The organism is Pseudomonas sp. YL2, assembly GCF_023063025.1.
In the GTDB taxonomy this organism is placed as follows: Bacteria; Pseudomonadota; Gammaproteobacteria; order Pseudomonadales; family Pseudomonadaceae; genus Aquipseudomonas; species Aquipseudomonas putida_A.
The window spans coordinates 374,308-399,529 of sequence record NZ_JAJSLU010000001.1 but is presented as its reverse complement, the minus strand read 5'-3'; the positions used below and the strand labels follow the sequence as shown (position 1 = coordinate 399,529).

Annotated in this window: 23 protein-coding genes and 1 other RNA gene; 12 read left to right on the top strand and 12 right to left on the bottom strand. The window is 62.5% G+C overall.

Annotated elements, in window-relative coordinates; genetic code table 11:
* The first annotated feature begins 51 nt into the window (after positions 1–51).
* Positions 52–1,836, top strand: a complete 1,785-nt coding sequence (locus LVD08_RS01815; RefSeq protein WP_247267248.1) for a GspE/PulE family protein — start codon at positions 52–54, stop codon at positions 1,834–1,836.
* A 65-nt stretch (positions 1,837–1,901) separates the two neighbouring features.
* Positions 1,902–2,222 carry a DUF2388 domain-containing protein gene (locus LVD08_RS01810; protein WP_169843014.1) on the top strand — a complete coding sequence of 107 codons (321 nt, stop codon included), beginning with the start codon at positions 1,902–1,904 and terminating at the stop codon, positions 2,220–2,222.
* A gap of 106 nt (positions 2,223–2,328) precedes the next feature.
* Here LVD08_RS01810 and gcvP read toward each other — a convergent pair whose 3' ends face one another.
* Positions 2,329–5,202 carry an aminomethyl-transferring glycine dehydrogenase gene (gcvP, locus tag LVD08_RS01805; RefSeq protein WP_247267247.1) on the bottom strand — a complete coding sequence of 958 codons (2,874 nt, stop codon included), beginning with the start codon at positions 5,200–5,202 and terminating at the stop codon, positions 2,329–2,331.
* A 156-nt stretch (positions 5,203–5,358) separates the two neighbouring features.
* On the opposite strand from gcvP, the gene LVD08_RS01800 reads away from it, so the two are divergent.
* Positions 5,359–6,501, top strand: a complete 1,143-nt coding sequence (locus LVD08_RS01800) for a DegT/DnrJ/EryC1/StrS family aminotransferase (protein ID WP_247267246.1) — start codon at positions 5,359–5,361, stop codon at positions 6,499–6,501.
* Positions 6,502–6,557: 56 nt separating this feature from the next.
* Here LVD08_RS01800 and gcvH read toward each other — a convergent pair whose 3' ends face one another.
* The 8 genes from gcvH to LVD08_RS01760 all read right to left on the bottom strand — a co-directional run bounded on the left by gcvH (position 6,558) and on the right by LVD08_RS01760 (position 15,707).
* On the bottom strand, positions 6,558–6,941 hold the full coding sequence (gcvH, locus tag LVD08_RS01795; RefSeq protein WP_247267245.1) for a glycine cleavage system protein GcvH: 384 nt from the start codon (positions 6,939–6,941) through the stop codon (positions 6,558–6,560).
* Between the two features lie 49 nt (positions 6,942–6,990).
* The gene (gene gcvT / locus LVD08_RS01790) at positions 6,991–8,073 is read right to left on the bottom strand and encodes a glycine cleavage system aminomethyltransferase GcvT (RefSeq protein ID WP_027610497.1); all 1,083 of its coding nucleotides are present in this window, start codon (positions 8,071–8,073) and stop codon (positions 6,991–6,993) included.
* Positions 8,074–8,229: 156 nt separating this feature from the next.
* A complete protein-coding gene (locus LVD08_RS01785; protein ID WP_247267244.1) occupies positions 8,230–9,846 on the bottom strand; it encodes an ABC transporter permease in 1,617 nt (538 codons plus the stop codon).
* A 201-nt stretch (positions 9,847–10,047) separates the two neighbouring features.
* Positions 10,048–11,052: an extracellular solute-binding protein gene (locus LVD08_RS01780; protein WP_247267243.1), complete on the bottom strand. Its 1,005-nt coding sequence runs from the start codon at positions 11,050–11,052 to the stop codon at positions 10,048–10,050.
* 221 nt (positions 11,053–11,273) lie between these two features.
* Positions 11,274–12,491 carry a 2-octaprenyl-3-methyl-6-methoxy-1,4-benzoquinol hydroxylase gene (locus LVD08_RS01775; protein ID WP_247267360.1) on the bottom strand — a complete coding sequence of 406 codons (1,218 nt, stop codon included), beginning with the start codon at positions 12,489–12,491 and terminating at the stop codon, positions 11,274–11,276.
* A 109-nt stretch (positions 12,492–12,600) separates the two neighbouring features.
* On the bottom strand, positions 12,601–13,788 hold the full coding sequence (gene ubiH, locus LVD08_RS01770; protein WP_247267242.1) for a 2-octaprenyl-6-methoxyphenyl hydroxylase: 1,188 nt from the start codon (positions 13,786–13,788) through the stop codon (positions 12,601–12,603).
* Positions 13,785–15,119 carry a Xaa-Pro aminopeptidase gene (pepP, locus tag LVD08_RS01765; RefSeq protein ID WP_183782965.1) on the bottom strand — a complete coding sequence of 445 codons (1,335 nt, stop codon included), beginning with the start codon at positions 15,117–15,119 and terminating at the stop codon, positions 13,785–13,787. Before pepP ends, ubiH begins: the two co-directional genes overlap by 4 nt.
* Before the next feature lie 27 nt (positions 15,120–15,146).
* The gene (locus LVD08_RS01760; protein ID WP_247267241.1) at positions 15,147–15,707 is read right to left on the bottom strand and encodes a YecA/YgfB family protein; all 561 of its coding nucleotides are present in this window, start codon (positions 15,705–15,707) and stop codon (positions 15,147–15,149) included.
* 134 nt (positions 15,708–15,841) lie between these two features.
* Here LVD08_RS01760 and LVD08_RS01755 point away from each other — a divergent pair, with 134 nt between their 5' ends.
* From LVD08_RS01755 to LVD08_RS01740, 4 genes are all read left to right on the top strand, one after another.
* Positions 15,842–16,051 carry a TIGR02449 family protein gene (locus LVD08_RS01755; protein WP_047597101.1) on the top strand — a complete coding sequence of 70 codons (210 nt, stop codon included), beginning with the start codon at positions 15,842–15,844 and terminating at the stop codon, positions 16,049–16,051.
* Complete coding sequence (locus tag LVD08_RS01750) at positions 16,048–16,365, top strand: cell division protein ZapA (protein ID WP_007967943.1); 318 nt, start codon at positions 16,048–16,050, stop codon at positions 16,363–16,365. Before LVD08_RS01755 ends, LVD08_RS01750 begins: the two co-directional genes overlap by 4 nt.
* A gap of 30 nt (positions 16,366–16,395) precedes the next feature.
* Positions 16,396–16,574: non-coding RNA, 6S RNA (gene ssrS, locus LVD08_RS01745), on the top strand.
* Between the two features lie 80 nt (positions 16,575–16,654).
* Positions 16,655–17,260 (top strand): 5-formyltetrahydrofolate cyclo-ligase, encoded by a 606-nt coding sequence (locus tag LVD08_RS01740; protein WP_166495265.1) that lies wholly within the window; start codon positions 16,655–16,657, stop codon positions 17,258–17,260.
* Between the two features lie 35 nt (positions 17,261–17,295).
* Here LVD08_RS01740 and LVD08_RS01735 read toward each other — a convergent pair whose 3' ends face one another.
* A complete protein-coding gene (locus LVD08_RS01735; protein ID WP_003229308.1) occupies positions 17,296–17,451 on the bottom strand; it encodes a hypothetical protein in 156 nt (51 codons plus the stop codon).
* Between the two features lie 197 nt (positions 17,452–17,648).
* On the opposite strand from LVD08_RS01735, the gene LVD08_RS01730 reads away from it, so the two are divergent.
* From LVD08_RS01730 to LVD08_RS01715, 4 genes are all read left to right on the top strand, one after another.
* Positions 17,649–18,098 carry an EVE domain-containing protein gene (locus tag LVD08_RS01730; protein ID WP_007968408.1) on the top strand — a complete coding sequence of 150 codons (450 nt, stop codon included), beginning with the start codon at positions 17,649–17,651 and terminating at the stop codon, positions 18,096–18,098.
* A gap of 121 nt (positions 18,099–18,219) precedes the next feature.
* A complete protein-coding gene (locus LVD08_RS01725) occupies positions 18,220–19,185 on the top strand; it encodes an HlyD family secretion protein (protein ID WP_247267240.1) in 966 nt (321 codons plus the stop codon).
* A complete protein-coding gene (gene rbbA / locus LVD08_RS01720) occupies positions 19,182–21,908 on the top strand; it encodes a ribosome-associated ATPase/putative transporter RbbA (RefSeq protein ID WP_247267239.1) in 2,727 nt (908 codons plus the stop codon). Before LVD08_RS01725 ends, rbbA begins: the two co-directional genes overlap by 4 nt.
* Complete coding sequence (locus LVD08_RS01715; RefSeq protein ID WP_027610486.1) at positions 21,908–23,026, top strand: ABC transporter permease; 1,119 nt, start codon at positions 21,908–21,910, stop codon at positions 23,024–23,026. The genes rbbA and LVD08_RS01715 overlap by 1 nt, the downstream gene beginning before the upstream one ends.
* A gap of 16 nt (positions 23,027–23,042) precedes the next feature.
* Here the strand turns inward: LVD08_RS01715 and LVD08_RS01710 are convergent, their stop codons facing one another.
* Positions 23,043–23,450, bottom strand: a complete 408-nt coding sequence (locus tag LVD08_RS01710; RefSeq protein WP_027610485.1) for a flagellar basal body-associated protein FliL — start codon at positions 23,448–23,450, stop codon at positions 23,043–23,045.
* Between the two features lie 150 nt (positions 23,451–23,600).
* Here LVD08_RS01710 and LVD08_RS01705 point away from each other — a divergent pair, with 150 nt between their 5' ends.
* Positions 23,601–24,578, top strand: coding sequence for an NADPH:quinone oxidoreductase family protein (locus LVD08_RS01705; RefSeq protein ID WP_247267238.1), 978 nt, complete (start codon positions 23,601–23,603; stop codon positions 24,576–24,578).
* Between the two features lie 14 nt (positions 24,579–24,592).
* On the opposite strand, the gene LVD08_RS01700 is transcribed toward LVD08_RS01705, so the two are convergent.
* Positions 24,593–25,222 carry a flagellar basal body-associated protein FliL gene (locus LVD08_RS01700; RefSeq protein WP_247267237.1) on the bottom strand — a complete coding sequence of 210 codons (630 nt, stop codon included), beginning with the start codon at positions 25,220–25,222 and terminating at the stop codon, positions 24,593–24,595.

The following is a 25,222-nucleotide window of genomic DNA, read 5'->3' as shown; positions in this document are numbered from 1 at the left end:
TCTGCGGGGCCACGACTATCCTTTGCGCACAGTCGTTCAAAAGGAGCCCGCATGTCCGTTCAACTCGCCACTCAGGACCGCTGGCTGGATCTCAACGATGTGTTGCGTGAACTGGTCGCCCAGGGTTTTATCAGCCAGGACTCGGCGGAGCAGGCGCTCAACGCCCGCCGCCGCCACGCGCCCCACGGCCAGCAACATCCGCTGGAGTTCATCGCCAGCCAGCAACTGGATGACCTCAGCCGTCCAGGCAAACATCTGGACCTGGAAAGCCTGACCCTGTGGCTGGCGCAGCAGGCCGGCCAGCCGTACCTGCGCATCGACCCGTTGAAGATCAACGTTGCGGCCATCACCCCGCTGATGTCCTACGCCTTTGCCCAACGCCACAAGATACTCGCGGTGGCGGTCGACCGCGATGCGGTGGTCGTGGCCAGCGCCCAGCCCTACGTCACCGGTTGGGAGGCTGACCTGACCCACGTGCTGAAGCTGCCGATCAAACGGGTCGTCGCCAACCCGGTGGACATCCAGCGCTTCAGCGTCGAGTTCTTCCGCCTCGCCAAATCGGTCAGCGGCGCCAACAACGCCGATCAGCAAAACGGCAACCTCGGCAACTTCGAACAACTGCTCAACCTCGGCGCCAGTGATCAGGAACCGGACGCCAACGACGCGCACATCGTCAACATCGTCGACTGGCTGTTCCAGTACGCCTTCCAGCAGCGCGCCAGCGATATCCACATCGAACCGCGCCGCGAACAGGGCACCGTGCGCTTTCGCATCGACGGCGTGCTGCACAACGTCTATCAATTCCCGCCGCAGGTGACCATGGCGATCGTCAGCCGCCTGAAAAGCCTCGGGCGGATGAACGTCGCCGAGAAGCGCAAACCCCAGGACGGCCGGGTCAAGACCAAAACCCCGGACGGCGGCGAGGTGGAGCTGCGGCTCTCAACGCTGCCCACCGCGTTTGGCGAAAAAATGGTCATGCGGATCTTCGACCCGGAAGTGCTGCTCAAGGACTTCGATCAGTTGGGCTTTTCCGCCGACGACCTGCGCCGCTGGCAGGACATGACCCGCCAGCCCAACGGCATCATTCTGGTGACCGGGCCCACTGGCTCGGGCAAGACCACCACGCTGTACACCACGCTGAAGAAACTGGCGACGCCGGAGATCAACCTCTGCACCATCGAAGACCCGATCGAAATGGTCGAGCCGGCGTTCAACCAGATGCAGGTGCAGCACAACATCGACCTGAGCTTCGCCGCCGGCGTGCGTGCGCTGATGCGGCAAGACCCGGACATCATCATGATCGGCGAGATCCGCGACCTGGAAACCGCGGAAATGGCGATTCAGGCTGCTCTCACCGGCCATCTGGTACTGTCGACCCTGCACACCAACGATGCCCCCAGCGCGATCAGCCGGCTACTGGAACTCGGCGTGCCGCACTATCTGATCAAAGCCACGGTGCTCGGGGTCATGGCCCAGCGCCTGGTGCGCACCCTGTGCCCGCACTGCAAGGCGCCGCTGACGCTGGAAGAGGAAGACTGGCAGACCCTGACCCGCCCGTGGCAGGCGCCGCTGCCGGGCAATGCGCAACGCGCTATCGGTTGCCTGGAGTGCCGCGACACCGGTTATCGCGGGCGCGCCGGGGTCTACGAAATCATGCAGTTGAGCGATAGCCTCAAAGCGCTCATCACCCCCGACACCGACCTCACCGCCATCCGCCGGCAAGCCTTCAAGGAAGGCATGCGCAGCCTGCGCCTGTCGGGTGCGCAGAAGGTCGCGGCGGGGCTGACCACCCTCGAAGAAGTGCTGCGGGTCACGCCGCAAAGCGAGCAGAAATAGGCCACTACGGAACCGGATTGGCGAATCGTTATCCAACGCCGTAGTTAACCCCCAGGAGTCACTCAATCATGCGTCTCAAACTTGCTGTCGCCACCCTTGCCTTGCTGTCCCTTCCCGTTGGTTCAGCGATGGCCGACAGCTTTTGGCGTAACGTCATTTCGTCCGGCGCCACCACCGGTTCGACCTACCTGACCTTCAAGGATCACAAGCTGATCGTTGCCGCACAGGACGATGCGGGTAGCTTCGTCGCCAGCGATGGCGGCATCCGTGGGCCGTACCTGGAAGCGGCGATGCAGAAAGTCCGCGCCGACAATCCGGGCCTGCAGGCCACGGACATGGAACTGGCGAATGCGATTCTGGCGAAGAACGCAGTGGCTTCCGAGTAAGCAGGGCGCCAACAAAAATGCCGCTCGATCGAGCGGCATTTTTTTGCCCGTAATGTCGAATTCACCACGCCGCCCTCCCACAATGGCTCTGCGTGTTGCCTGAAGATCAGCGGTAATCGTCTACCGGGACGCAGGCACAAAACAGATTGCGATCCCCATAAACGTTATCCACCCGATTCACCGCCGGCCAATACTTGTGCGCCTTGGTGTGCGCATCCGGGGTGATGCCCTGTTCGATGCTGTAAGGCCTCTCCCAGACGCCAGTGACATCCGCCAAGGTATGCGGTGCACGCTTGAGCGGGTTGTCTTCCGCCGGCCAGTTGCCGTTCTGCACTTCGGTGATTTCCGCGCGGATGCTCAGCATCGCGCCGATAAACCGGTCGAGTTCGGCCTTGGACTCGCTCTCGGTCGGCTCGACCATCAACGTCCCCGGCACCGGGAATGACATGGTTGGCGCGTGGAAGCCATAGTCCATCAGACGCTTGGCGACGTCTTCTTCGCTGATCCCGGTCTGCGCCTTCAACGGCCGCAGATCGAGAATGCATTCATGGGCCACCCGCCCGTTGCGCCCGGTGTAGAGCACCGGGAATGCGCCGGATAAATGCTGCGCCAGATAGTTCGCGGCGAGGATCGCCACTTCGCTGGCATCCGCCAGTTGCGGCCCCATCATCGCGATGTACATCCAGCTGATCGGCAAAATGCTCGCACTGCCCCACGGCGCCGCACTGACCGCGCCGTTCTGTGGCAGCGGGCCGTCAATCGGCACCACCGGGTGATTGGCGACGAACGGCGCCAGATGCGCGCGAATACCGATCGGCCCCATGCCCGGCCCGCCACCGCCGTGGGGAATGCAGAAAGTCTTGTGCAGGTTCATGTGCGACACGTCGGCGCCGATGTCCGCCGGCCGCGCCAGCCCGACCTGTGCATTGAGATTGGCGCCATCCATGTACACCTGCCCGCCGTGTTTGTGGATAACTTCGCAGATTTCGCTGATGCCCTCCTCGTACACGCCGTGAGTCGATGGATAGGTCGCCATCAGACACGACAACTTGTCCCCCGCCGCGGCAGCCTTGGTTTTCAGGTCGTCCAGATCGACGTTGCCGGCCTCGTCGCACTCGACGATCACCACGCGCATCCCGGCCATCTGCGCCGAGGCCGGGTTGGTGCCATGGGCCGAGGAGGGGATAAGGCAGATATCCCGCGCGCCCTGCTGCCGGCTCTCGTGATATTTGCGAATCGCCAGCAGCCCGGCGTACTCGCCCTGAGCGCCGGAATTGGGCTGCATGCAGATCGCATCGAACCCGGTGATCGCGCACAACCAACGCTCCAGTTCTTCAATCATCAAGGTGTAACCGACCGCCTGTTCCCGTGGCGCGAACGGGTGCAGATTGGCGAACTGCGGCCAGGTGATCGGGATCATCTCGCTGGTGGCGTTGAGTTTCATGGTGCAGGAGCCCAGCGGGATCATCGACTGGTTGAGCGCCAGATCCTTGTTCTCCAGTTGCTTGAGGTAGCGCAGCATCTCGGTTTCGCTGTGATGCGCGTTGAACACCGGGTGGCGCAGGTACGGCGTGTTGCGCTGCAGCTGGTCGGGAATGCCGGAAACCAGTGCTTCTGCGTCAATGTCGTCGACGTTCAAACCATGATCGGCACCGAGCAGCACGTCGAACAGTTTGGCCACCGTGTTTTCATCGCAAGTCTCGTCGAGGCTCAAGCCGACTCGGCCACGGCCGAGAATCCGCAGGTTGATCTGTGCAGCCTTGGCGCTGTCGATGATCGCGCTCTGCGCGCCGCCAACCTCCAGCGTGAGGGTGTCGAAAAACTGTGCGTTGATCCTTTGGATGCCATGGCGCTCAAGGCCCGCCGCCAGGATGCAGGTCAAGCGGTGCACGCGCTGGGCGATGCGTTTCAAGCCTTGCGGCCCGTGATACACCGCGTAGCAACTGGCGATGTTGGCCAGCAGCACCTGCGCGGTGCAGATGTTCGAGTTGGCCTTCTCGCGGCGAATATGTTGCTCACGGGTTTGCAGGGCCATGCGCAACGCGACGTTGCCACGAGCGTCTTTCGACACGCCGATGATCCGTCCCGGAATCGCCCGTTTGTACTCCTCGCGGCTGGCAAAAAACGCCGCATGCGGGCCACCGTAGCCCATCGGTACGCCAAAGCGCTGGGACGAACCGAACACCACGTCCGCGCCCAGTTCACCCGGCGGTGTCAGCAGCAACAGGCTCAGCAGATCGGTGGCGACACAGGCCAGCGCTTGCTGCGCGTGCAGTTGATCGATGACCGGACGCAGATCACGGATCTCGCCGTGAGTGTCGGGATACTGCAGCAACGCGCCGAACACCTGATGCTGGTTGAGGTTATCCACAGCGTCGATGATCAGCTCGAAGCCGAAACCTTCGGCGCGGGTCTGCACCACGGAGATGGTTTGCGGATGACAGTTCTCATCGACGAAAAACAGATTGCTCTTCGACTTCGCCACACGCTTGGCCAGCGCCATGGCTTCTGCAGCGGCGGTGGCTTCGTCGAGCAACGAGGCGTTGGCCAGTTCAAGCCCGGTGAGGTCGATGGTCAGTTGCTGGAAATTCAGCAGCGCTTCGAGACGGCCTTGGGCGATCTCCGGTTGATACGGTGTATAGGCGGTGTACCAGCCAGGATTTTCCAGCACATTGCGCAGGATGACCGTCGGCGTCACCGTGCCGTGGTAACCCATGCCGATCAGGCTGGTCCAGACCTGATTCTGCTCGGCGTAGCTGCGCAGCTTGGCCAGCGCCGCCTGCTCATCAAGGGCCGGCGGCAAGTCCAGCGCCCGATTCAGGCGAATGCCCGGCGGCACCGTCTGCTCGATCAGTTCGACCCGGCTGCCCAGACCGAGGCTGTCGAGCATCGCCTGTTGCTCGGCGGCGTCGGGCCCCAAATGGCGGCGCAGGAAGGCTTCGGGGTCACGTAACTGGCTCAAGGATGGCAACTGGGACATGACGGGCTCTCTCTTGGCTGGCGCTCGGCGTCAATGCAACACGGTCAAACCAGCATAGCAGCCGATCCCGACGCGCACGGCTTGGCGGCAGAGGGGGTTCCGGGGCATGCTGTAGCGCCTGCATCAGGCGTCCAACCTTCGGATGATCCAATCCTCATGAACCAACTGCCGTTCCTGCCGTTTTCCAAACCTGTCATTGATGAAGCCACGATTGCCGCCGTCGGCGATGTGCTGCGTTCCGGCTGGATCACCAGCGGGCCGAAGGTCCAGGCCTTTGAAGCACAGTTGTCGGAGTACTTCGGCGGACGCCCGGTGCGCACCTTCAACTCCGGCACCTGCACCATGGAAATCGCCTTGCGCATCGCCGGCATCGGGCCGGGTGACGAAGTGATCACCACGCCGATTTCCTGGGTCGCCACCGCCAACGTGATCCTCGAAGTCGGCGCCACACCAGTGTTTGCCGACATCGATCCGGTGACCCGCAACATCGATCTGGACCAGTTGGAAGCGGCCATCACCCCGCGCACCAAAGCGGTGATTCCGGTGTACCTCGCCGGCCTGCCGGTGGACATGGAACGCTTGTACGCCATCGCCCGCAAACACAACTTGCGCATTGTCGAAGACGCCGCTCAGGCCCTGGGTTCGAGCTGGAACGGCCAGCGCATCGGCGCCACCGGCGATTTCGTGTCGTTCAGCTTTCAGGCGAACAAGAACGTCACCTGTTCCGAGGGCGGCTGCCTGGTGCTGAACACCCCGGAAGAGGCGCGACTGGCGGAGAAGTACCGCCTGCAGGGCGTGACCCGCAACGGCTTTGATGGTCTGGACGTCGATGTGCTCGGTGGCAAGTTCAACATGACCGACATCGCCGCCACCATCGGCCTCGGCCAGTTCGCCCATATCGAGGCGCTGACCGCCCATCGTCAGGAACTGGCCCGGCACTACTTCAAATGTTTTGGCGATGACTTTGAAGCGACTTATGGCGCCCAACTGCCACCGGCGGACTTCACCCAGAGCAACTGGCACCTGTTCCAACTGGTCCTGCCGGAGCGCAAGGACGGCTTGCCGGCCCGCGCCACGTTCATGGAGCAGATGCAGGCCAAAGGCATCGGCATCGGCTATCACTACCCACCGATTCACTTGCTGAGTCTGTACCGCGAGCGCGGTTTCAAGGAAGGCATGTTGCCAGTTGCCGAGCGCGTTGGACGCTTGATCGTGTCATTGCCGATGTTCACCACCATGATCAAGGACGACGTCGAGCGTTCGGTGGCGGCGGTGAAAGCGGTATTGCGCGACGCCTGATCGACGCCCACAAAAAAGCCCCGAGAGATCGGGGCTTTTGCAGTATCACACTCTGCTTATTCGCCGATGGCAGCCTTGTAGGCAGCGGCGTCCAGCAGCTTGTCCAGCTCGGCCTTGTCGCTTGGCTTGAGCTTGAAGATCCACGCACAGTACGGGTCGGAGTTCAGCAGTTCCGGAGAGCCGCTCAGATCTTCGTTGACGGCGATCACTTCACCGCCGACCGGGGAGTAGATGTCGGAAGCGGCCTTCACCGACTCGACAACACCTGCTGTATCACGGGCAGTAAACACTTTGCCGACTTCGGCCAGCTCAACGAACACCACATCGCCCAGCGCTTCCTGCGCGTGATCGCTGATGCCCACGGTAACGGTGCCGTCGGCTTCCAGGCGTGCCCATTCATGACTTTCGGCAAAACGCAGTTCAGCGGGGATATTGCTCATGCTCGGTGTCCTCAAGAAAATTGTCAGCGGTCAGGCCCGCCGGAAAAGGTCAGATCAAGGTTTTACCATGGCGCACGAAGGTCGGTTTGACCACTCGTACCGGATACCACTTGCCACGGATTTCCACTTCGGCGCGGTCGGCGGTAGCCATCGGTACACGCGCCAGGGCAATCGATTTGCTTAGCGTAGGAGAGAAACTACCACTGGTGATCTCTCCTTCGCCAACATCGGCGATACGAACCACTTGATGGGCGCGCAAAACACCGCGCTCCTCAAGCACCAGACCCACCAGTTTGTGCGCAACGCCGGCGGCTTTTTCCGCTTCCAGAGCCGAGCGACCGATGAACTGCCGCGAGGCTGGTTCCCAGGCGATGCTCCAGGCCATATTGGACGCCAGCGGCGAGACATCCTGATGAATGTCCTGGCCGTAGAGGTTCATCCCGGCCTCGACCCGCAACGTGTCGCGGGCGCCGAGGCCGATGGGAGAAATGCCGGCACCGACCAGATCGTTGAAAAATCCCGGCGCCTGCTCGGCCGGCAAAGCGATTTCCAGGCCGTCTTCACCGGTATAACCGGTGCGGGCGATGAACCAGTCGCCATCGACTTCGGCTTCGAACGGTTTGAGGTGCTGGATCAGTGCGGCGCGGGACTGGGTCACCAGTTCGGCAATCTTCTGCCGGGCCTGCGGGCCTTGAATGGCGAGCATCGCCAGATCCTGACGCTCGTGCAGATGCACGTCGTAACCGGCGACCTGCGCCTGCATCCACGCCAGATCCTGGTCACGAGTGGAGGCGTTGAACACCAGACGATAACGGTCTTCGAGGCGATAGACGATCATGTCGTCGACGATGCCGCCACGTTCGTTGAGCATCGTGCTGTAGAGCGCGCGGCCGGGGCGATGCAGGCGTTCGACGTCATTGGCCAGCAAATGCTGCAGCCAGGCCTTGGCCTGGGGGCCGTCAATGTCGATAACGGTCATATGGGAAACATCGAACACCCCGCAATCGCGGCGCACCTCGTGGTGTTCCTCGACCTGCGAGCCGTAATGCAGTGGCATGTCCCAACCGCCAAAATCGACCATCTTCGCGCCGAGGGCGAGATGCAGGTCATACAGAGGCGTACGCTGTCCCATGGGTTTCTCCTTCCGGGCGTGGCGAAGGTGCGGACAGCCGCTGTACGGGGTGAAAGCCTCGAAATAGAAGGCTTTCAGCCGATTTCAGCGAACGGGTCTGTCAGACGAACCGCACCGAATGCCGCGCATTGTAGCCGCATGATTCAGGACTGACGACTAAGTGTTTCGGTGCGCCGAGCGGCGGATCAGGCCGATGACCGGTAACAGGCCGACCAACACCAGGGTCAGCGCCGGCAGCGATGCCCGCGCCCATTCCCCTTCACTGGTCATTTCGAAGATCCGCACCGCCAGCGTGTCCCAGCCAAACGGGCGCATCAGCAGGGTCGCGGGCATTTCCTTGAGCACATCGACGAACACCAGCAACGCCGCGCTCAGTGTGCCGGGCAGCAACAGCGGCAGATACACTTTGAAAAACAGTCGCGGCCCACTGACACCCAGACTACGTGCCGCTTCGGGCAATGAAGGCCGTATACGCGCCAGACTGTTTTCCAGTGGTCCGTAGGCCACCGCGATAAAGCGCACCAGATAGGCCATCAGCAACGCCGCCAGACTGCCCAGCAGCAGCGGCTTGCCGGCGCCGCCGAGCCAGCCCGAGAGCGGAATAATCAGTTCGCGGTCGAGATAACTGAATGCCAGCATGATCGATACCGCCAGCACCGAACCCGGCAGCGCATAACCAAGATTGGCCAGACTGACCCCGGAGCAGATCGCCGGGGTCGGCGCCAGACGTCGGGCAAACGCCAGCAGCAGCGCGACGCTGACGGTGATCAACGCCGCCATGCCGCCCAGATACAGGGTGTGCAGGATCAGCCCGGCATAACGCTCATCGAGATCGAAGCGCCCGCGCTGCCAGAACCATACGAGCAGTTGCAGCAACGGAATCACGAACGCGCAGGCAAACACCAACGTGCACCAGCCGGTCGCCGCGAACGCCTTTAGCCCGCGCAGCTGATACAACGCCTTGACCCTGGGGCGCTCGTTGCTCGCCCGGTTGGCGCCACGGGCGCGCCGCTCGCCATAGAGCACCAGCATCACCACCAGCAGCAACAGGCTCGCCAGTTGCGCGGCGCTCGGCAGGCTGAAGAAGCCGTACCAGGTCTTGTAGATGGCGGTGGTGAAGGTGTCGAAATTGAACACCGAAACAGCACCGAAATCCGCCAACGTCTCCATCAGCGCCAGCGCCACACCGGCGCCAATCGCCGGACGCGCCATCGGCAACGCCACCCGCCAGAACGCCTGCCATGGCGATTGCCCGAGTACCCGCGCCGCCTCCATCAAGCCTTTGCCCTGCGCGAGAAACGCGGTGCGCGCCAGCAGGTAGACGTAGGGATAAAACACCAGCACCAGTACCACAATCACCCCACCAGTGGAGCGCACTCGCGGCAAGCGCAAGCCGCTGCCGAACCATTCACGCAACAGGGTTTGCACCGGGCCGGCAAAGTCCAGCAGACCGACGAAAACGAACGCCAGCACGTAGGCCGGGATGGCGAACGGCAGCATCAGCGCCCAGTCGAGCCAGCGCCGTCCGGGGAATTCGCAGAGGCTGGTGAGCCACGCCAGACTGACACCGAGCAGCGTCACACCGACGCCAACGCCGAGCACCAGCGTCAGGGTGTTGCCGAGCAGGCGCGGCATCTGGGTTTCCCACAGGTGCGACCAGATCTGCTGATCGATGGTCTGCCACGACAGCAGCAGGACACTCAGGGGCAACAGCACCAGCGCGGCAATGGCGAGGACGATGGGATACCAGCGGCGTTGGGCGGGGTGGGCCAAGGGGGTTCTCTGCAAGAGGGCCAACGCCCATTCGACGTCGACCACATGTTGTGGCGAGGGAGCTTGCTCCCGCTCGGCTGCGAAGCAGCCGCAGGAGATTAACAGTTCAATTCACGCCAGACGCAAGGGCGCCATGGGGTCGCTTCGCGACCCAGCGGGAGCAAGCTCCCTCGCCACAGAGGGCTCGCCGTGATGGCCGGCTCAGTTCCAACCCGCGCGATCCATCATGCGGATCGCTTCCGCCTGACGCTTGCCCGCCACTTCCACCGGCAAGGTGTCAGCGACGAACTGGCCCCACGCCGCCACTTCTTCCGAAGGTTTCACTGCCGGGTTGGCCGGGAACTCCTGGTTGACGTCGGCGAAGATTCTCTGCGCCTCAGGCGTGGTCATCCACTCCACCAGCGCCTTGGCTGCTTCCGGGTGCGGCGCATGCTTGGTCAGGCCGATACCGGACAGGTTCACGTGTACGCCGCGGTCGGCCTGATTCGGCCAGAACAGTTTCACCGGCAAGTCGGGCTTCTGCTTGTGCAAACGACCGTAGTAGTAGGTGTTGACGATGCCGACATCGCACTGCCCGGCGTTGATCGCTTCCAGCACCGCAACGTCGTCGGAGAACACATCGGTGGAGAGGTTGTTGACCCAGCCCTTGAGGATCTTCTCGGTCTTTTCGGCGCCGTGCACTTCGATCATGGTCGCGGTCAGCGACTGGTTGTAGACCTTCTTCGCCGTGCGCAGGCACAGACGCCCTTCCCAATTCTTGTCGGCCAGCGCTTCGTAGGTGGTCAACTCGCCCGGCTTAACGCGCTCGGTGGAGTAAGCGATGGTCCGCGCGCGCAGGCTCAGGCCAGTCCAGGCGTGGGTGGACGAACGGTATTGCGCGGGAATATTGGTATCGATGGTTTTCGAGGTGAATGGCTGCAGGATGCCCATCTGCTCGGCCTGCCAGAGGTTGCCGGCATCGACGGTGAGCAGCAGGTCGGCGGTGGCGTTTGCGCCTTCGGCCTTGATCCGCTGCATCAGCGGCGCTTCCTTGTCGGTGATGAACTTGATCTTCACCCCGGTTTTCGCGGTGTAGGCGTCGAACACCGGTTTGATCAACTCATCGATACGCGAGGAGTAGACCACCACCTCGTCGGCGGCCTGGGCGGCGGTGCTGCCGATCAGGGTCAAGGCCATTGCGGTCAGGAGACGCTTGGGTGCCAACATGGGAGTGATCTCTCGGTCGGGAAATGTGGGCCAAATGATAAGGACTCACATTTACCAGCTCAATCGATCACTTGGGCAAGGAGTTACCAGATGTTGCACAAGCTGAAATTCATGGCGTTGGTTCTGGCCCCTTCGCGAGCAAGCCCACTCCCACCCTTGAAATGCATTCCAATGTGGGAGCGGGCTTGCTCGCGAAGAGGCCATCAGCCTCAATAAAGATCTCAGGGTTTGGCCAGTGCCGGCAGATCCCCGGTCAACCCCAGCGCCTCACGCACAAACAACGCCTTGGCCTCCGGCATCTGCTCCACCAGTTTCAACCCGGCGTTGCGCAACCAGCGCACCGGCAACGGGTCAGCCTGGAACAGACGCTCGAAGCCCTCCATCGCCGCCATCAATGCCAGGTTGTGCGGCATGCGCCGACGCTCGTAACGGCTCAGCACCTTCACGTCCGCCAACCGTTCGCCGCGTTCCGCCGCCTGCAACAGCACTTCAGCCAGCACCGCCGCATCGAGGAAACCGAGGTTCACCCCCTGCCCGGCCAACGGGTGAATGGTGTGCGCCGCATCGCCGATCAGTGCCAGGCCTTCGGCCACATAGCGTTTGGCGTGGCGTTGACGCAAGGGCACGCACAGCCGTGGATCAGCACTGACGACTTCGCCCAGGCAACCTTCGAAGGCTCGCTCCAGCTCACGACAGAATGCCGCTTCATCCAGCGCCATCAGGCGCTCGGCTTCACTCGGCGTGGTCGACCAGACGATCGAGCACCAGTCCTGCTGCCCGTCACGTTCCAGCGGCAGAAACGCCAGCGGCCCGTGATCGGTGAAACGCTGCCACGCGGTCATCCGGTGGGGCTTGCTGCTGCGCACGCTGGTGACGATGGCGTGGTGCAAGTAATCCCACTCGCGGGTGGCGACGCCGGTCAGACGGCGTACCGCCGAATTGGCGCCGTCCGCCGCAATCACCAACGGCGCACGCAACTGGCGACCGTCGGCCAGGGTCAGCAGCCAGTCGTCACCGGAGCGGCGCATCTGTTCCAGCCGTGCGTTGGCCATCATGCCCAGATCGCAATCGTGCAAGCGATCGAGCAAGGCATCCTGCACCACACGGTTTTCGACGATATGACCGAGCACTTCGGCATGCACACTGCTCGCCGAGAAATGAATCTGCCCGGTGCCGCTGCCGTCCCACACATGCATGTCGGTGTAGGGGCTGCTGCGGCGCTTGGCGATGCCGTCCCAGACGCCAAGGCGTTCGAGTATCCGCTGGCTGGCCGCCGACAAGGCGCTCACTCGCGGCTCGAACGGCGCGGCGGCGTCGAACGGTTTGACGCTCAGCGGGCTGCCATCGAGCAGCAACACTTCCAGGCCGCTGTCCTGCAACGCCAACGCGAGGGCGCTGCCGACCATTCCGGCTCCGACAATCAGCAGATCTGCGCGCATTTCCATGCTTTAAGCCTGTCTCGCTGGCGGCATGCGCCGCTCGTAAAAGGTTTTAGCGAGCGCGCCAGTTAGCGGCGCGCTGCTGAAAGTGAAAGTGCCGACCCGCCGCTCAAGCATCCGGCCGCGTCCCCAGCCCCATGGCCTGACGAGCAAACCAGCGCTTGGCCGGTGGCAACAGATCGAGACCGAGCAGGCCGATGTTGCGGCCCAGCGAGACCAGCGGCTGAGTGCTGCCGAACAGGCGGGTGACCTGATCAGAGAAGCCCACGGTGAGCTCCTGATCCAGACGCTGGCGCTCGCGATAGGCCTGCAAGGTGGCGAAGTCGCCCAGCGGTTTGTCGCTGGCGAGCAGTGCGGCAGCCAAGGCATCGGCGTCGCGCAGGGACAGGTTGAAACCTTGTCCGGCAATCGGGTGCAGGCTGTGCGCGGCATTGCCGAGTACGGCCAGATGCGAGCGTACCTGCTCCTCGGCCTCGACCAGCGACAACGGATACAGATGCCGCGCGCCGACCTGTTTCAAGGTGCCGAGGCGGTAGCCGAACACGCCTTGCAGTTCGCTGAGGAAATCGCGCTCGCTGAGGTCTGCCAGGCGTTGCGCATCCATGCCCAGGCGGGTCCAGACCAGTGCGCAACGGTTTTCCGGCAGCGGCAGCAAGGCCATCGGCCCTTCGTCGGTGAAGCGCTCGAAGGCCATGCCGTTGTGTGATTCGCTCGGGGTGATGTTGGCGATCAGCGCGCTCTGGTTGTACGGACGCTTGCGCACGTTGATGCCCAGTTGTTCGCGCAAACCGGAACGGCCGCCATCGGCGAGCACCGCCAGATCGCACTCGACGGTGGTTTCATCGTTGAGGGTCAGGCGATAGCCGTCGGGCAGCGGCTCCATGCGCGTGACTTCCGCCGGGCAGCGCCAGCTGATCACGTCTTTATCCAGATGCTGCCACAGGCACTGGCCGAGCCAGGCGTTTTCCACCACGTAGCCCAAGGCCGGCACGCCCTCTTCCATCGCCGACAGACGGGCGGTGGAGAAGCGACCACGGTCGGACACGTGAATCTGTTTGATCGGCTCGGCGCGGCGGGAAATCTCCTGCCACACGCCCAGCCGTTGATAGATCTGCCGCGAACCGAAGGACAGCGCCGACGAACGTGCGTCGTAGCTCGGCTGCCAGCTGTCGCCGGGGGCGAACGGTTCGATCAGGACGATTTTCCAGCCGCGGGCCTTGGCCCCGGCCTGCAAGGCCAACGCCAGACTGGCGCCGACCAGGCCGCCACCGATGATTGCCAGATTGACTCGAGTCATGCCGCGTGTGTCCGTGCTTGCGCCATCAGCGCTTCGATTTCGGCAACGGTTTTCGGTACGCCGCTGGTCAATATTTCACAACCGGTCTTGGTCACTACCACGTCATCCTCGATGCGCACGCCAATGCCGCGCCATTTCTTCGCTACGTGCTGGTTGTCCGGGGCGATGTAGATGCCCGGCTCCACGGTCAGCGCCATGCCGACCTCCAGCACCCGCCATTCGCCGCCGACCTTGTACTCGCCAACGTCATGTACATCCATGCCCAGCCAATGGCCGGCACGGTGCATGTAAAACGCTTTATAGGCTTCGGTCGCGATCAACTCATCGACCTCGCCTTGCAGGATTCCGAGCTTGACCAGACCTGCGGTAATCACCCTGACCGTGGCTTCGTGCGCCTGATTCCAGTTTTTGTTCGGGGCGATTTCAGCGAATGCGGCTTCCTGCGAGGCCAGCACTAGTTCGTAAATCGCTTTCTGCTCGGCGGAAAACTTGCCGTTGACCGGCCAGGTGCGGGTGATGTCGCTGGCGTAGCAGTCGATTTCGCAACCGGCGTCGATCAACACCAGATCACCGTCCTTGAGCAGCGCGTCATTCTGCTGGTAATGCAGGATGCAACTGTTGCGCCCGGCGGCGACGATGGAACCGTAGGCCGGCATCTTCGCCCCGCCCTTGCGGAATTCGTAATCCAGTTCGGCTTCGAGGCTGTATTCGTACAGTCCCGGCCGGCTGGCCTGCATCGCGCGGATATGCGCCTGAGCGGAAATCCGTGCGGCTTCGCGCATCACCTTCACTTCTGCCGCCGATTTATACAGGCGCATGTCGTGCAGCAGGTGATCCAGGGCAACGAATTCGTTCGGTGGCTGGGCGCCGAGGTGCGCCTTGGAGCGGATCACGTTGATCCAGTCCATCAGGTGCCGATCGAATTCCGGGTTGCTGCCCATCGCCGAATACACCCGATCGCGACCCTCGATCAGGCCCGGGAGGATGTCGTCGATGTCGGTAATCGGGAACGCGTCGTCAGCGCCGTAATCACGGATTGCACCTTCTTGCCCGGCGCGCAGGCCGTCCCATAACTCGCGTTCGGCGTTGCGCTCACGGCAGAACAGTACGTACTCGCCGTGCTCGCGGCCGGGCATCAGGACGATGACGGCTTGCGGCTCGGGGAAACCGCTGAGGTACTGAAAGTCGCTGTCCTGACGGTAGACATGCTCGACGTCGCGGTTGCGGATCGCCACTGCGGCGGCGGGCAGGATCGCGATGCTGTTGGGTTCCATCTGCGCCATCAGGGCCTTGCGGCGACGGCTGTATTCCGCTTTGGGGATATGGGTCATGGGCAGATGGCTTTCCCTGGCACGCGATTAATGCAGCGACGGCTTGGCGGCTGGCGGCACGTCGGCTTTCTTGGTTTCCGAGAACAGCAGCAGCGGCGCGACGCGCAGGTATTCCATGACTTCCATGTAATCGTTTTCGCCGTCGTCGGACTCTTCCAGGGCGTCTTGCACCTGAGAGATCGCGGCCAGATCCTGCAACACTTCGGTGGCTTCGGTGCTGAGTGTGCTGCTGTCGCGGCAGTTCAGGCCGAAACCGCTGAGGAAGCCCTGGCACCATTGGCCCAGTGCGGCGGCGCGGTCGGCCAGCGGTGCATCATCGGTTGGCAGCAGCAGAACGACGGTGACGTCGCTGCCGGTCAGCTCGCCCTTGACCATCTCCTGCAGGCCGATCAGGGCGTTGCGGACGCTGTCCTGGATGTCGCCTTCGAGCAGTTCGGCGGCGTCGATCAGCCAGCCTTCGTTATCGAAGCCGGCACCGGCGCAGCTGCGGCCGAGCAGCAGGCCGTGCAGTTCGGCAGGCGAGACGTTGTGGCCGCTGGAAGTCAGGAGGGTGGCAAAGGCTTGGTACGGGGAATTCGCAATGGTCATGGGCAGCTAGGCGCCAGACGGCGCTATGTCTAGAATGAAGGCCTTGTATCCTACATCGACAGACTCGCCAAGACTATTAAAGGCTGTCCGCCAGCCAGGCGCCTGCCGCCCATCAGATGAATTCAGTGGACACAATGGAAGACACCGACCTGCAAGCGCTGATGGCCAGACTCGAAAAGCTGATTAGCCGAGTCGAGCAACTAAAGAGTCAAAATGCACTCTTACTAGCTCAGGAAAAGACCTGGCGCGAGGAACGCGCTCACCTCATTGAAAAAAACGAAATCGCCCGGCGTAAGGTCGAATCGATGATTTCGCGCCTCAAGGCCCTGGAGCAAGACTCATGAGTTCAAGCAATAGCGTTACCGTGCAGATCCTCGACAAAGAATATTCGATCATCTGCCCCCAGGAAGAACGCAGCAATCTGGTCAGCGCCGCCCGCTACCTGGACGGCAAGATGCGCGAGATCCGCAGCAGCGGCAAAGTCATCGGCGCCGACCGTATTGCGGTAATGGCCGCGCTGAACATCACCCACGACCTCTTGCACAAAGAAGAGCGCCCGGACATCCAGGCCAGCGGCTCGACCCGTGAACAGGTGCGCGACTTGCTCGATCGTGTCGATCTGGTGCTGGCCGACGATCCGGACATCAGCAAGGGCTGATTCGCCAGGCCGCTTGAGGTATACTCGCCGCACTCCCTGGGGTGCTTGCCAGTTGACGATGTCCCTGAGCCGATTTGCACTACCCTGGAGGTTGCACGTTGGGCTGGTGTGCATGTCCGCCAGACGGAAAGCCTTAAAGTCTACTGCATCCTCCACCTTGAACTTTCGGGTTCAAGGGCTAAGTTGACAGCGGTTCATCCGGGGAGCCTGATTCGAATCCGATGCCGGTTTTTGCCGGCATCGGATTTTTTATGCGTGCGTTTTCGCCCTCACCTGCCGAAGCCGAACCATGACCGAACCTGCGCTGCTGCCCCGCCCGCAACTCCGCCGCCTGCTGCGCAAGGCGCGCCGCTCACTGACTCCCGCTGAACAACGACAAGCCGCCAAAGGCCTGTTCCGCCAACTGGCGCAAGACCCGCACTTCCGCCGGGCCCGACATATTTCGCTTTATCTGCCCACCGACGGTGAAATCGACCCGCGCCTGCTCCTGCGCGAAGCCCAGCGGCGCGGCAAAGCCACGTATCTGCCGGTGCTCAGCGCCTGGCCGCGAACCAAAATGGTGTTCCAGCGAATTCGCCCCGGCGACAAGCTCAAGCCCAATCGCTTCCGCATCCTCGAACCGCGGGCCAATCTGGCCCATCAGCGCAAGATCTGGACCCTGGATCTGGTGCTGTTGCCACTGGTGGGGTTTGACGATGTTGGCGGACGCCTGGGGATGGGCGGCGGATTCTACGACCGCAGTCTGGCGTACCTGGCCCGGCGCAAGAACTGGCGCAAGCCGACGTTGCTGGGCCTGGCCCATGAATGTCAGAAGGTCGAACGCCTGGCGCAGGCCAGCTGGGATGTACCGTTGCAGGGCACGGTCACCGATAAGGCGTGGTATTTCGCAGGATAGACGCCGCGCAGATCAGCGGCGTCGGGAAGGCAGTTTCAGCGCTTGAAGGCAGTCGACTGTTGGACCTGTTGCGCGACTTCAACCGGAGCATCGGTCTTGCTCGTCCACAGACTTTGCGCGTAACCGGTGGTCACGACGCCAAGGCCGAACAAAATAACCAAAGTCCATAGCAAATCCGGTTTGCGTTTCATCGATTGCCCCCCTCAAGGCACATCATCACGATGACAGCAGCGGTTTCCGTTCGTAGGCCGTGCAGCAGCGTCAAGCTTTAAAGGCCGGCATTTTGCGACAACGTGAACCCGCGCGCAAACGCTGACGTCAACCGACCGTCGGTTTGTCATAAAATTGCCCGACAACCTGCCCAATGACCGCTTGAGGAGCAAAAGACATGGCCTATTGGCTGATGAAATCCGAGCCTGACGAACTCTCGATCAAAGGCCTGGAGAAACTCGGCACAGCGCGCTGGGACGGGGTTCGCAACTATCAGGCGCGTAACTTCCTGCGGGCGATGGCCGTCGGCGATGAGTTCTTTTTCTACCATTCCAGTTGCCCGGAGCCGGGGATTGCCGGAATCGGCAGGATTATTCAGGCAGCGTACCCGGATCCCACCGCACTGGAACCCGAGAGCCATTACTTCGACCCAAAAGCCACCCCAGAGAAAAACGCCTGGAGTGCGATTGATGTGGCACACGTCGAGACGTTTGCCCGGGTGCTGAAGCTTGATTACCTGAAACAGCAGACCGCACTGGCCGAAATGCCGCTGGTGCAAAAAGGCAGTCGCCTGTCGGTCATGCCGGTGACGGCCGAACAGTGGGCCGCCGTACTCGGTTTGCGCTGAGAACTCGCCAGTCACGGTTTTTACCGGCAAAAGGGGCTAGGCTTGGCGCTCATTTGACTGACATCAAGCGAATGGAACGCTTGAACAGTCAGACTGCAAGCCACTGCTGCAGGATGCCCCCATGTCGACGCACAGCCGTTCTTCACTTCTATACGCCGGTTCGCTCCTGGTATTACTCGCCGCCGCTGGCGGATTAGGTTACTGGATGTCCATCAGCAGCCGCCTGGTCGAAGGACTGTCGATGGGCAACGGGCGGCTGGAAGCCACCGAAGTGCAGATCGCCAGCAAGACTCCTGGGCGCCTCGCCGAAGTACTGGTCGACGAAGGCGACAAGGTCAGCAAAGGGCAACTGCTGGCACGCATGGACACCCGCACCCTTGAAGCCCAGCGTAATCAGGCCGAAGCCGAAGTGTTGCGCGCCCGGGAGAATCTCAACGCCGCTCAGGCCAACGTGCAATTGCGCCAGAGTGAACTGCTGCTGGCCCAGCAAGAGCTCGGGCGTTCGCAATCACTGTTCAAGCACGGTTATGTCAGCGCGCAGATCATCGATCAGCTGCAGTCACGCATCGGCACTGGCAACGCTGCCGTTGTCGCCGCCCGGGCCCAAGTGTCTGCTGTCAGTGCGGCGATTGGCGCGGCACAGGCTCAAGTCGCGCAGTTGACCAGTGAAATTGACGACAGCAGTCTGCGCGCGCCGATTGATGGCGTGATTCAGCTGCGCATGGCCGAACCCGGCGAAGTGCTGGGGGCCGGTGGTCGCGTGCTGCTGCTGATCGATCCCAACGACCAGTACATGAACCTCTATCTGTCAGCCGCGGTGGCCGGGCGCCTGGCGGTGGGCGATGAGGCGCGCGTGCTGCTCGATGCCTTGCCCGATAGCCCGCTGCCGGCAAAAATCAGCTTCGTCGCAGCCAAATCGCAGTTCACTCCCAAAGAGGTCGAGACCCGCGACGAGCGGCAAAAACTGGTGTTCCGCGTCAAGCTGCGCCTGGTTCAGCCCAGCGCCGTGCCGCAGGCCAAACCCGGCATGCCCGGGGCCGGCTACGTGCGGATCGCGCCCGTCGAATGGCCGGCCAATCTGCAATGAGCGGCCTTGCGGTTCAAGCGAACGGTATCGCCCACCGCTACGGCAAACAGCAAGCGCTGAGCGATATCAGCTTCAGCCTGCCCGCCGGTACCCGCTGCGGGCTGATCGGCCCCGATGGCGCGGGCAAATCCAGCCTGCTGGGGTTGATTGCCGGCGTGAAGACCTTGCAGCAAGGGCAACTGGAGGTGCTCGGTGGCGCGATCGAGGATCGCCGGCATCGCGACACACTCTATGCGCGCATCGCCTTCATGCCGCAGGGGCTGGGCGGCAACTTGTACCCGGAGCTGTCGATCCGCGAGACCATCCAGTTCTTCTCGACGCTGTTCGGCCTGTCCAGGGCTGAAAGCGAGCAGCGCATGCACAGCCTGTTGCTCGCCACGGATCTGCTGAAGTTCGCCGAGCGCCCCGCCGGCAAGTTGTCCGGCGGGATGAAGCAGAAACTCGGGCTGTGCTGCGCGCTGATCCATGAACCGGATCTGCTGATCCTCGATGAGCCGACCACCGGCGTCGACCCACTCTCGCGCCGGCGCTTCTGGGAGTTGGTCGACGATGTGCGACGCCAGCGCCCGCAACTGACGCTGCTGGTCGCCACGGCCTATATGGAAGAAGCCGAGCAGTTCGAGCATTGCCTGATGCTCGACGCCGGCCAGTTGATCGCCACCGGCCTGAGCCGCGAACTGGCGACCGTCACCCCCAGCGGCAAACTCGATGACGCCTTCACTCATTTCCAGGGCGACAGCCAGCATGACGCTCAGCCGTTGGTGATTCCACCGCGCACTGGCAACAGCAGCGACATCGCCATCGAAGCCCACGACCTGACGCTGCGCTTCGGCGATTTCACCGCCGTGGATCACGTCAGCTTTGCCATTGGCCGTGGCGAGATTTTCGGTTTTCTCGGCTCCAACGGCTGCGGCAAGACCACCACCATGAAAGTCCTGACCGGGTTGATGCCGGCCAGTGAAGGCAGTGCGACGCTGCTCGGCAACCCGGTGAACGCCAAGGATCTGGCCACGCGCAAGCGGGTCGGCTTCATGTCGCAGAGTTTTTCGCTGTACGGCGAACTGAGTGTGCGGCAGAACCTCGAGCTGCACGCGCGGCTGTTCGACCTGCCCAAAACCGAGAGCGCACAACGCATCGAAGCATTGATTCAGCGCTTCAATCTGCTCGCGGTCGCCGACCAGCCATCCGGGGCATTGCCATTGGGGCTGCGCCAGCGTCTGTCACTGGCGGTGGCGGTGCTGCACCGCCCGGAGGTCCTGATTCTCGACGAGCCGACTTCCGGCGTCGATCCGGCAGCCCGTGATGATTTCTGGCGACTGTTGATCGAGTTGTCCCGCGAACAGGGCGTGACGATCTTCCTCTCCACGCACTTCATGAACGAAGCGCAGCGCTGCGACCGCATCTCGCTGATGCACGCGGGCAAGGTCCTCGCCTGCGACACCCCGGCGGCGCTGCAACGCCAGTTTGCGGGAGAGACGCTGGAAGCGGCCTTCGTCACTTGCCTGGAACAGGCTCAGGGCGCTCAGCCATCAGCGCCTGTGGCCGAACCGCAAATGGCGCCACCGAGCGCAGCGACAACACCGCTGCCCCGCCACGGTTTCAGTCTCGGTCGCCTGTTGGCGGTGGCCAGTCGCGAAGGCAAGGAGCTGCTGCGCGACAAGGTGCGCATGGCGTTCGCCTTGGCCGGGGCGATTTTCATGATGGTGATTTTCGGTTACGGCATCTCGCTGGACGTGGAAAACCTCGCGTTCGCCGTGTACGACCAGGATCAGACGCCGCAGAGCCGGGCTTATCTGGAGGCGTTTCGCGGCTCCCGGTACTTCGACGAACAGCCGGCCATTCATGACCCGCAGGAACTGCACCGGCGCCTGCAACGCTCGGAAATCAAACTGGCGCTTGAGATTCCCCCCGGATTCGGCCGCGATCTGTACGCCGGGCGCCAACCCGCTGTGGCGGCGTGGCTGGATGGCGGCATGCCGTTTCGCGCCGAAACCAGCCGCAATTATGTTGAAGCCGTACACATGGGCAATCTGCAACAGTTGGCCGAACAAAGTAGCCCGGCGCTGGCCCACCCGGCGGCGGCCAGCCTGGAAACCCGCTTTCGCTACAACCAGGACGTGGTCAGCGTCAACGCCATCGGCCCCGGGGTCATGGCGCTGATCCTCGCCTTCATTCCGGCAATGCTCACGGCGCTCGGCATCGTGCGCGAAAAGGAGTTGGGGTCGATCACCAATTTCTACGCCACACCCCTGACCCGTCTGGAGTTTCTGCTGGGTAAACAGGCGCCGTACCTGCTGGTCAGTCTGGTCAACCTCGCAGTGCTGGTGGCGATGAATCGCTGGCTGTTCGGCGTGCCGTTCAAGGGCAGCCTGCTGACACTGGCATTCGGCGGACTGCTGTATGTGTTGGCCACCACCAGCATGGGCCTGCTGATTTCGGCATTCACCCGCACACAAATCGCCGCGATCCTCGGCACCATGATCATCACCAGCCTGCCGACCATCCAGTTCTCCGGGCTGATCGTGCCGCGCTCGTCGCTGGAGGGCGCGGCAGCGATTATGGGCATGCTGTTTCCGGCGGGGCACTTCCTCGACATCGCGGTGGGTACGTTCACCAAAGCGCTGGACTTGCGTCAGCTGTGGCCGCAGTGCCTGGCGCTGTTCGGGTTCTTTGTCGGGTTCACCGGGCTGAGCCTGATCATGCTGAAAAAGCAGGAGGCCTGATGCACAAGTTCGCGCACATCCTGCGCCTGGGACTCAAGGAACTGACCAGCCTGCGCCATGACAGCGTGTTGCTGCTGTTCCTGTTCTACGCCTTCACCGTGGCGATTTACATGCCCGCCGCCGGTTCGGTGATCGGCGTGCACAACGCCAGCGTGGCCATCGTCGACGAAGACCACAGCGCCCTCTCACGCCAATTGGCCCAGGCCCTGCAGCCGCCGGAATTCCAGACGCCGGTGCTGCTGCCTTATGCGCAACTGGATCAGGTCATGGACAGCGGTGAGTACACCTTCGTGATCAATATTCCGGCGGGCTTTCAAACCGACTTGCTCGCCGCGCGGCAACCGGCGATTCAGGTCAACGTCGATGCCACCGCCATGAGCCAGGCGTTCATGGGCGCCGGCTACATCGGCCGGATCTTCCAGCGCGAATTGCTCGACTATGCCGGTCAGGGCGGTGCAGCGGCCAAGGCACCCGTGCAACTGACTACTCGCGCCCTGTTCAACACCAATCTGGAGGGCGGCTGGTTTCTGGCGGTGATTCAGATCGTCAACAACATCACTATTCTGGCGATCATCCTCACCGGTACTGCGCTGCTGCGCGAACGCGAACACGGCACGCTCGACCATTTGCTGGTGCTGCCGCTGACGGCGCTGGAAATCATGCTGGCGAAAATCTGGAGCAACTTGCTGGTGGTGGTGTTGTGCACCTGGCTGTCGCTGGAGGTGGTGGTCAAAGGCCTGTTGAATGTGCCGTTGGCCGGCTCGATGAGCCTGTTTTTGCTGGTGACTGCGGTTTATCTGTTTGCCAGTACCGCGCTGGGCATCTTTCTGGCGACGCTGGCGCGCTCGACGCCGCAGTTCGGTCTGCTGGCGATTCCGGTGATCATCCCGATGTTGCTGCTGTCGGGCGGCAGCACGCCATTGGACAGCATGCCGCAGTGGCTGCAGTGGGTCATGCAGGGCTCGCCGTCCACGCATTTTGTCAGCCTCAGCGCCGCGATTCTGTTTCGCGACGCCGGGCTGAGCGTGGTCTGGCCGGACTTGCTGGCGCTGACGGCCATCGGTCTGCTGTTCTTCGTTATCGCCCTGGCGCGCTTTCGCAAGAGCCTGGCGTCCTGAACAGCGGCCAGCGTGGTTACTGAATGATCAGGTTGTTGAACAACAGATCTTCAACCACCGGTTTGCCGGTCTCGTCATTCATCACTTGCTGGGTCTGCTTCAGGGCTTCCTGACGCAGCTTTTCCTTGCCTTCGATGCTGCCCATCGCCTCGGTTGTCTGCTGAGTGAACAGCGCCACCAGTTGATTGCGGATCAGCGGCTCGTTGGCCTTGACCAGCTTGGTCGCCTCTTCGCCCGTTACACGCAGCGCCACGTCGGCCTTGTAGACCTTCAGCTTGGGCGTGCCGTCCAGCCCGTAGTTGCCCACGAACGGCGGGCTCAGGGTGATGTAGTTGACCTTCGGCGCCTCGCCTTCTTTGGCTTCTTCGGCCAGCGCTGCCACAGGCAGAGACAGGGCCAGCAACAACATGATCCACGCTTTCACAATTCGCTCCTTATCCGGTTTGCGGCCTAGCATAACGACCCGCCGCGCAAGCACAAGCTTATGGCTGACTATCAGGGCCGGGCATGCTCGTTGACCCGTTGACTGACACACCTACACTTATCGGCCATCACTCCCAAAGGAATAGCCCTGATGAAAGCCGTGCTGTGCAAAGCCTTCGGCCCTGCCGAATCGCTGGTGCTGGAAGACGTCGCCAGTCCTGTCGCGAAGAAGAACGAAATCCTGCTGGAGGTGCACGCCGCCGGGGTCAACTTCCCGGACACGCTGATCATCGAGGGCAAGTATCAGTTCAAGCCGCCCTTCCCGTTTTCGCCGGGGGGCGAAGCGGCCGGCGTGGTCAGCGCCGTCGGTGAGAAAGTCAGCCACCTGAAAGTCGGCGACCGGGTCATGGCCCTGACCGGTTGGGGCAGCTTCGCCGAACAGGTCGCGGTGCCGGGTTACAACGTGCTGCCGATCCCGCCGTCGATGGATTTCAACACCGCCGCCGCGTTCAGCATGACCTACGGCACTTCGATGCACGCCCTCAAGCAACGGGCCAACCTGCAACCGGGCGAGACCCTGCTGGTGCTCGGCGCTTCCGGTGGCGTCGGTCTGGCGGCGGTGGAAATCGGTAAAGCCATGGATGCCCGGGTCATTGCCGCCGCCAGCAGTGCAGAGAAACTCGCCGTGGCCAAGGCCGCCGGTGCCGATGAACTGATCAACTACAGCGAAACCAGCCTCAAGGACGAAATCAAACGCCTCACCGACGGCCAGGGCGCCGACGTGATCTACGACCCGGTCGGCGGCGACCTGTTTGACCAGGCCATCCGCGCCATCGCCTGGAACGGTCGCCTGCTGGTGGTCGGCTTCGCCAGCGGTCGCATTCCCGAACTGCCGGTCAACCTCGCGCTGCTCAAGGGCGCCGCGGTACTCGGCGTGTTCTGGGGCTCCTTCGCCCAGCGCCAGCCGCAGGACAACGCGGCGAACTTCCAGCAACTGTTCGGCTGGTTCGCCGAGGGCAAGTTGAAACCGCTGGTGTCACAGGTGTATCCGTTGAGCAATGCGGCGCAGGCGATCAACGATCTGGGGCAGCGCAAGGCGGTGGGCAAGGTGGTGGTGCAGGTGCGCTGAAACCGTAGTCCGTTTCAGCCGCCGGGCGATGGTGCCGCGTCGCCCGGCAACAGGTGCTCCTGCACCTTCAGACTGCGCGACGGAATCAGCCGGCCCTTGTCATCGAAGCGCAGGACGATCAGCCAGTCGAAGACATCATCCGGCCATTTTTCCTGGCCCATCAGCGCTGTGGGGTCACCGCCGAAGGCTTTGATCAGTTTATTGATATGGCCGTGGTGCCAGGCGATCAGCACCGTCTGCGCCTGATTGCTCTTGCGCAACAGTTTGACCAGTTGATGCAGATCGCCGTTGACGTAGGGCTGCTCGATCGCAAGGTTCAAGCGCTGGGCCAACGGGGTCAGGGTCAGGCGTGAGCGCGAACTTTCCGGGGTATCGCCGGCAGCGATCAAACGCTGGGGGGTGAACGTCTGGCCGTCGAGTTTCAGCGGATTGAAATAGTCGACGTAGGCGGCGGCGCGTTGCTCGCCTCGGGCATTGAGCACCGATCCTGTATCCGGTTTTTCCGCATGCCGAATGATCAGCACCGTGGCGTTGCGCAGACCGGAATGAGAAGGATGATCGGTGACGATCAATGTCAGCAACACGACGGCAAGTCCCGCTGCCACCAAAAATCTCGGCACCAACATGCGAACCTTCAGTGACAT

What these genes read in the sequence shown, in the direction of transcription:
- LVD08_RS01815 (WP_247267248.1), top strand. Translation starts at nt 52, where the DNA reads ATGTCCGTTCAACTCGCCACTCAGGACCGCTGGCTGGATCTCAACGAT.
- gcvP (WP_247267247.1), bottom strand. Translation starts at nt 5,202, where the DNA reads ATGTCCCAGTTGCCATCCTTGAGCCAGTTACGTGACCCCGAAGCCTTC.
- LVD08_RS01800 (WP_247267246.1), top strand. Translation starts at nt 5,359, where the DNA reads ATGAACCAACTGCCGTTCCTGCCGTTTTCCAAACCTGTCATTGATGAA.
- gcvH (WP_247267245.1), bottom strand. Translation starts at nt 6,941, where the DNA reads ATGAGCAATATCCCCGCTGAACTGCGTTTTGCCGAAAGTCATGAATGG.
- gcvT (WP_027610497.1), bottom strand. Translation starts at nt 8,073, where the DNA reads ATGGGACAGCGTACGCCTCTGTATGACCTGCATCTCGCCCTCGGCGCG.
- LVD08_RS01780 (WP_247267243.1), bottom strand. Translation starts at nt 11,052, where the DNA reads ATGTTGGCACCCAAGCGTCTCCTGACCGCAATGGCCTTGACCCTGATC.
- LVD08_RS01775 (WP_247267360.1), bottom strand. Translation starts at nt 12,491, where the DNA reads ATGCGCGCAGATCTGCTGATTGTCGGAGCCGGAATGGTCGGCAGCGCC.
- ubiH (WP_247267242.1), bottom strand. Translation starts at nt 13,788, where the DNA reads ATGACTCGAGTCAATCTGGCAATCATCGGTGGCGGCCTGGTCGGCGCC.
- pepP (WP_183782965.1), bottom strand. Translation starts at nt 15,119, where the DNA reads ATGACCCATATCCCCAAAGCGGAATACAGCCGTCGCCGCAAGGCCCTG.
- LVD08_RS01760 (WP_247267241.1), bottom strand. Translation starts at nt 15,707, where the DNA reads ATGACCATTGCGAATTCCCCGTACCAAGCCTTTGCCACCCTCCTGACT.
- LVD08_RS01755 (WP_047597101.1), top strand. Translation starts at nt 15,842, where the DNA reads ATGGAAGACACCGACCTGCAAGCGCTGATGGCCAGACTCGAAAAGCTG.
- LVD08_RS01750 (WP_007967943.1), top strand. Translation starts at nt 16,048, where the DNA reads ATGAGTTCAAGCAATAGCGTTACCGTGCAGATCCTCGACAAAGAATAT.
- LVD08_RS01740 (WP_166495265.1), top strand. Translation starts at nt 16,655, where the DNA reads ATGACCGAACCTGCGCTGCTGCCCCGCCCGCAACTCCGCCGCCTGCTG.
- LVD08_RS01735 (WP_003229308.1), bottom strand. Translation starts at nt 17,451, where the DNA reads ATGAAACGCAAACCGGATTTGCTATGGACTTTGGTTATTTTGTTCGGC.
- LVD08_RS01730 (WP_007968408.1), top strand. Translation starts at nt 17,649, where the DNA reads ATGGCCTATTGGCTGATGAAATCCGAGCCTGACGAACTCTCGATCAAA.
- LVD08_RS01725 (WP_247267240.1), top strand. Translation starts at nt 18,220, where the DNA reads ATGTCGACGCACAGCCGTTCTTCACTTCTATACGCCGGTTCGCTCCTG.
- rbbA (WP_247267239.1), top strand. Translation starts at nt 19,182, where the DNA reads ATGAGCGGCCTTGCGGTTCAAGCGAACGGTATCGCCCACCGCTACGGC.
- LVD08_RS01715 (WP_027610486.1), top strand. Translation starts at nt 21,908, where the DNA reads ATGCACAAGTTCGCGCACATCCTGCGCCTGGGACTCAAGGAACTGACC.
- LVD08_RS01705 (WP_247267238.1), top strand. Translation starts at nt 23,601, where the DNA reads ATGAAAGCCGTGCTGTGCAAAGCCTTCGGCCCTGCCGAATCGCTGGTG.
- LVD08_RS01700 (WP_247267237.1), bottom strand. Translation starts at nt 25,222, where the DNA reads ATGTCACTGAAGGTTCGCATGTTGGTGCCGAGATTTTTGGTGGCAGCG.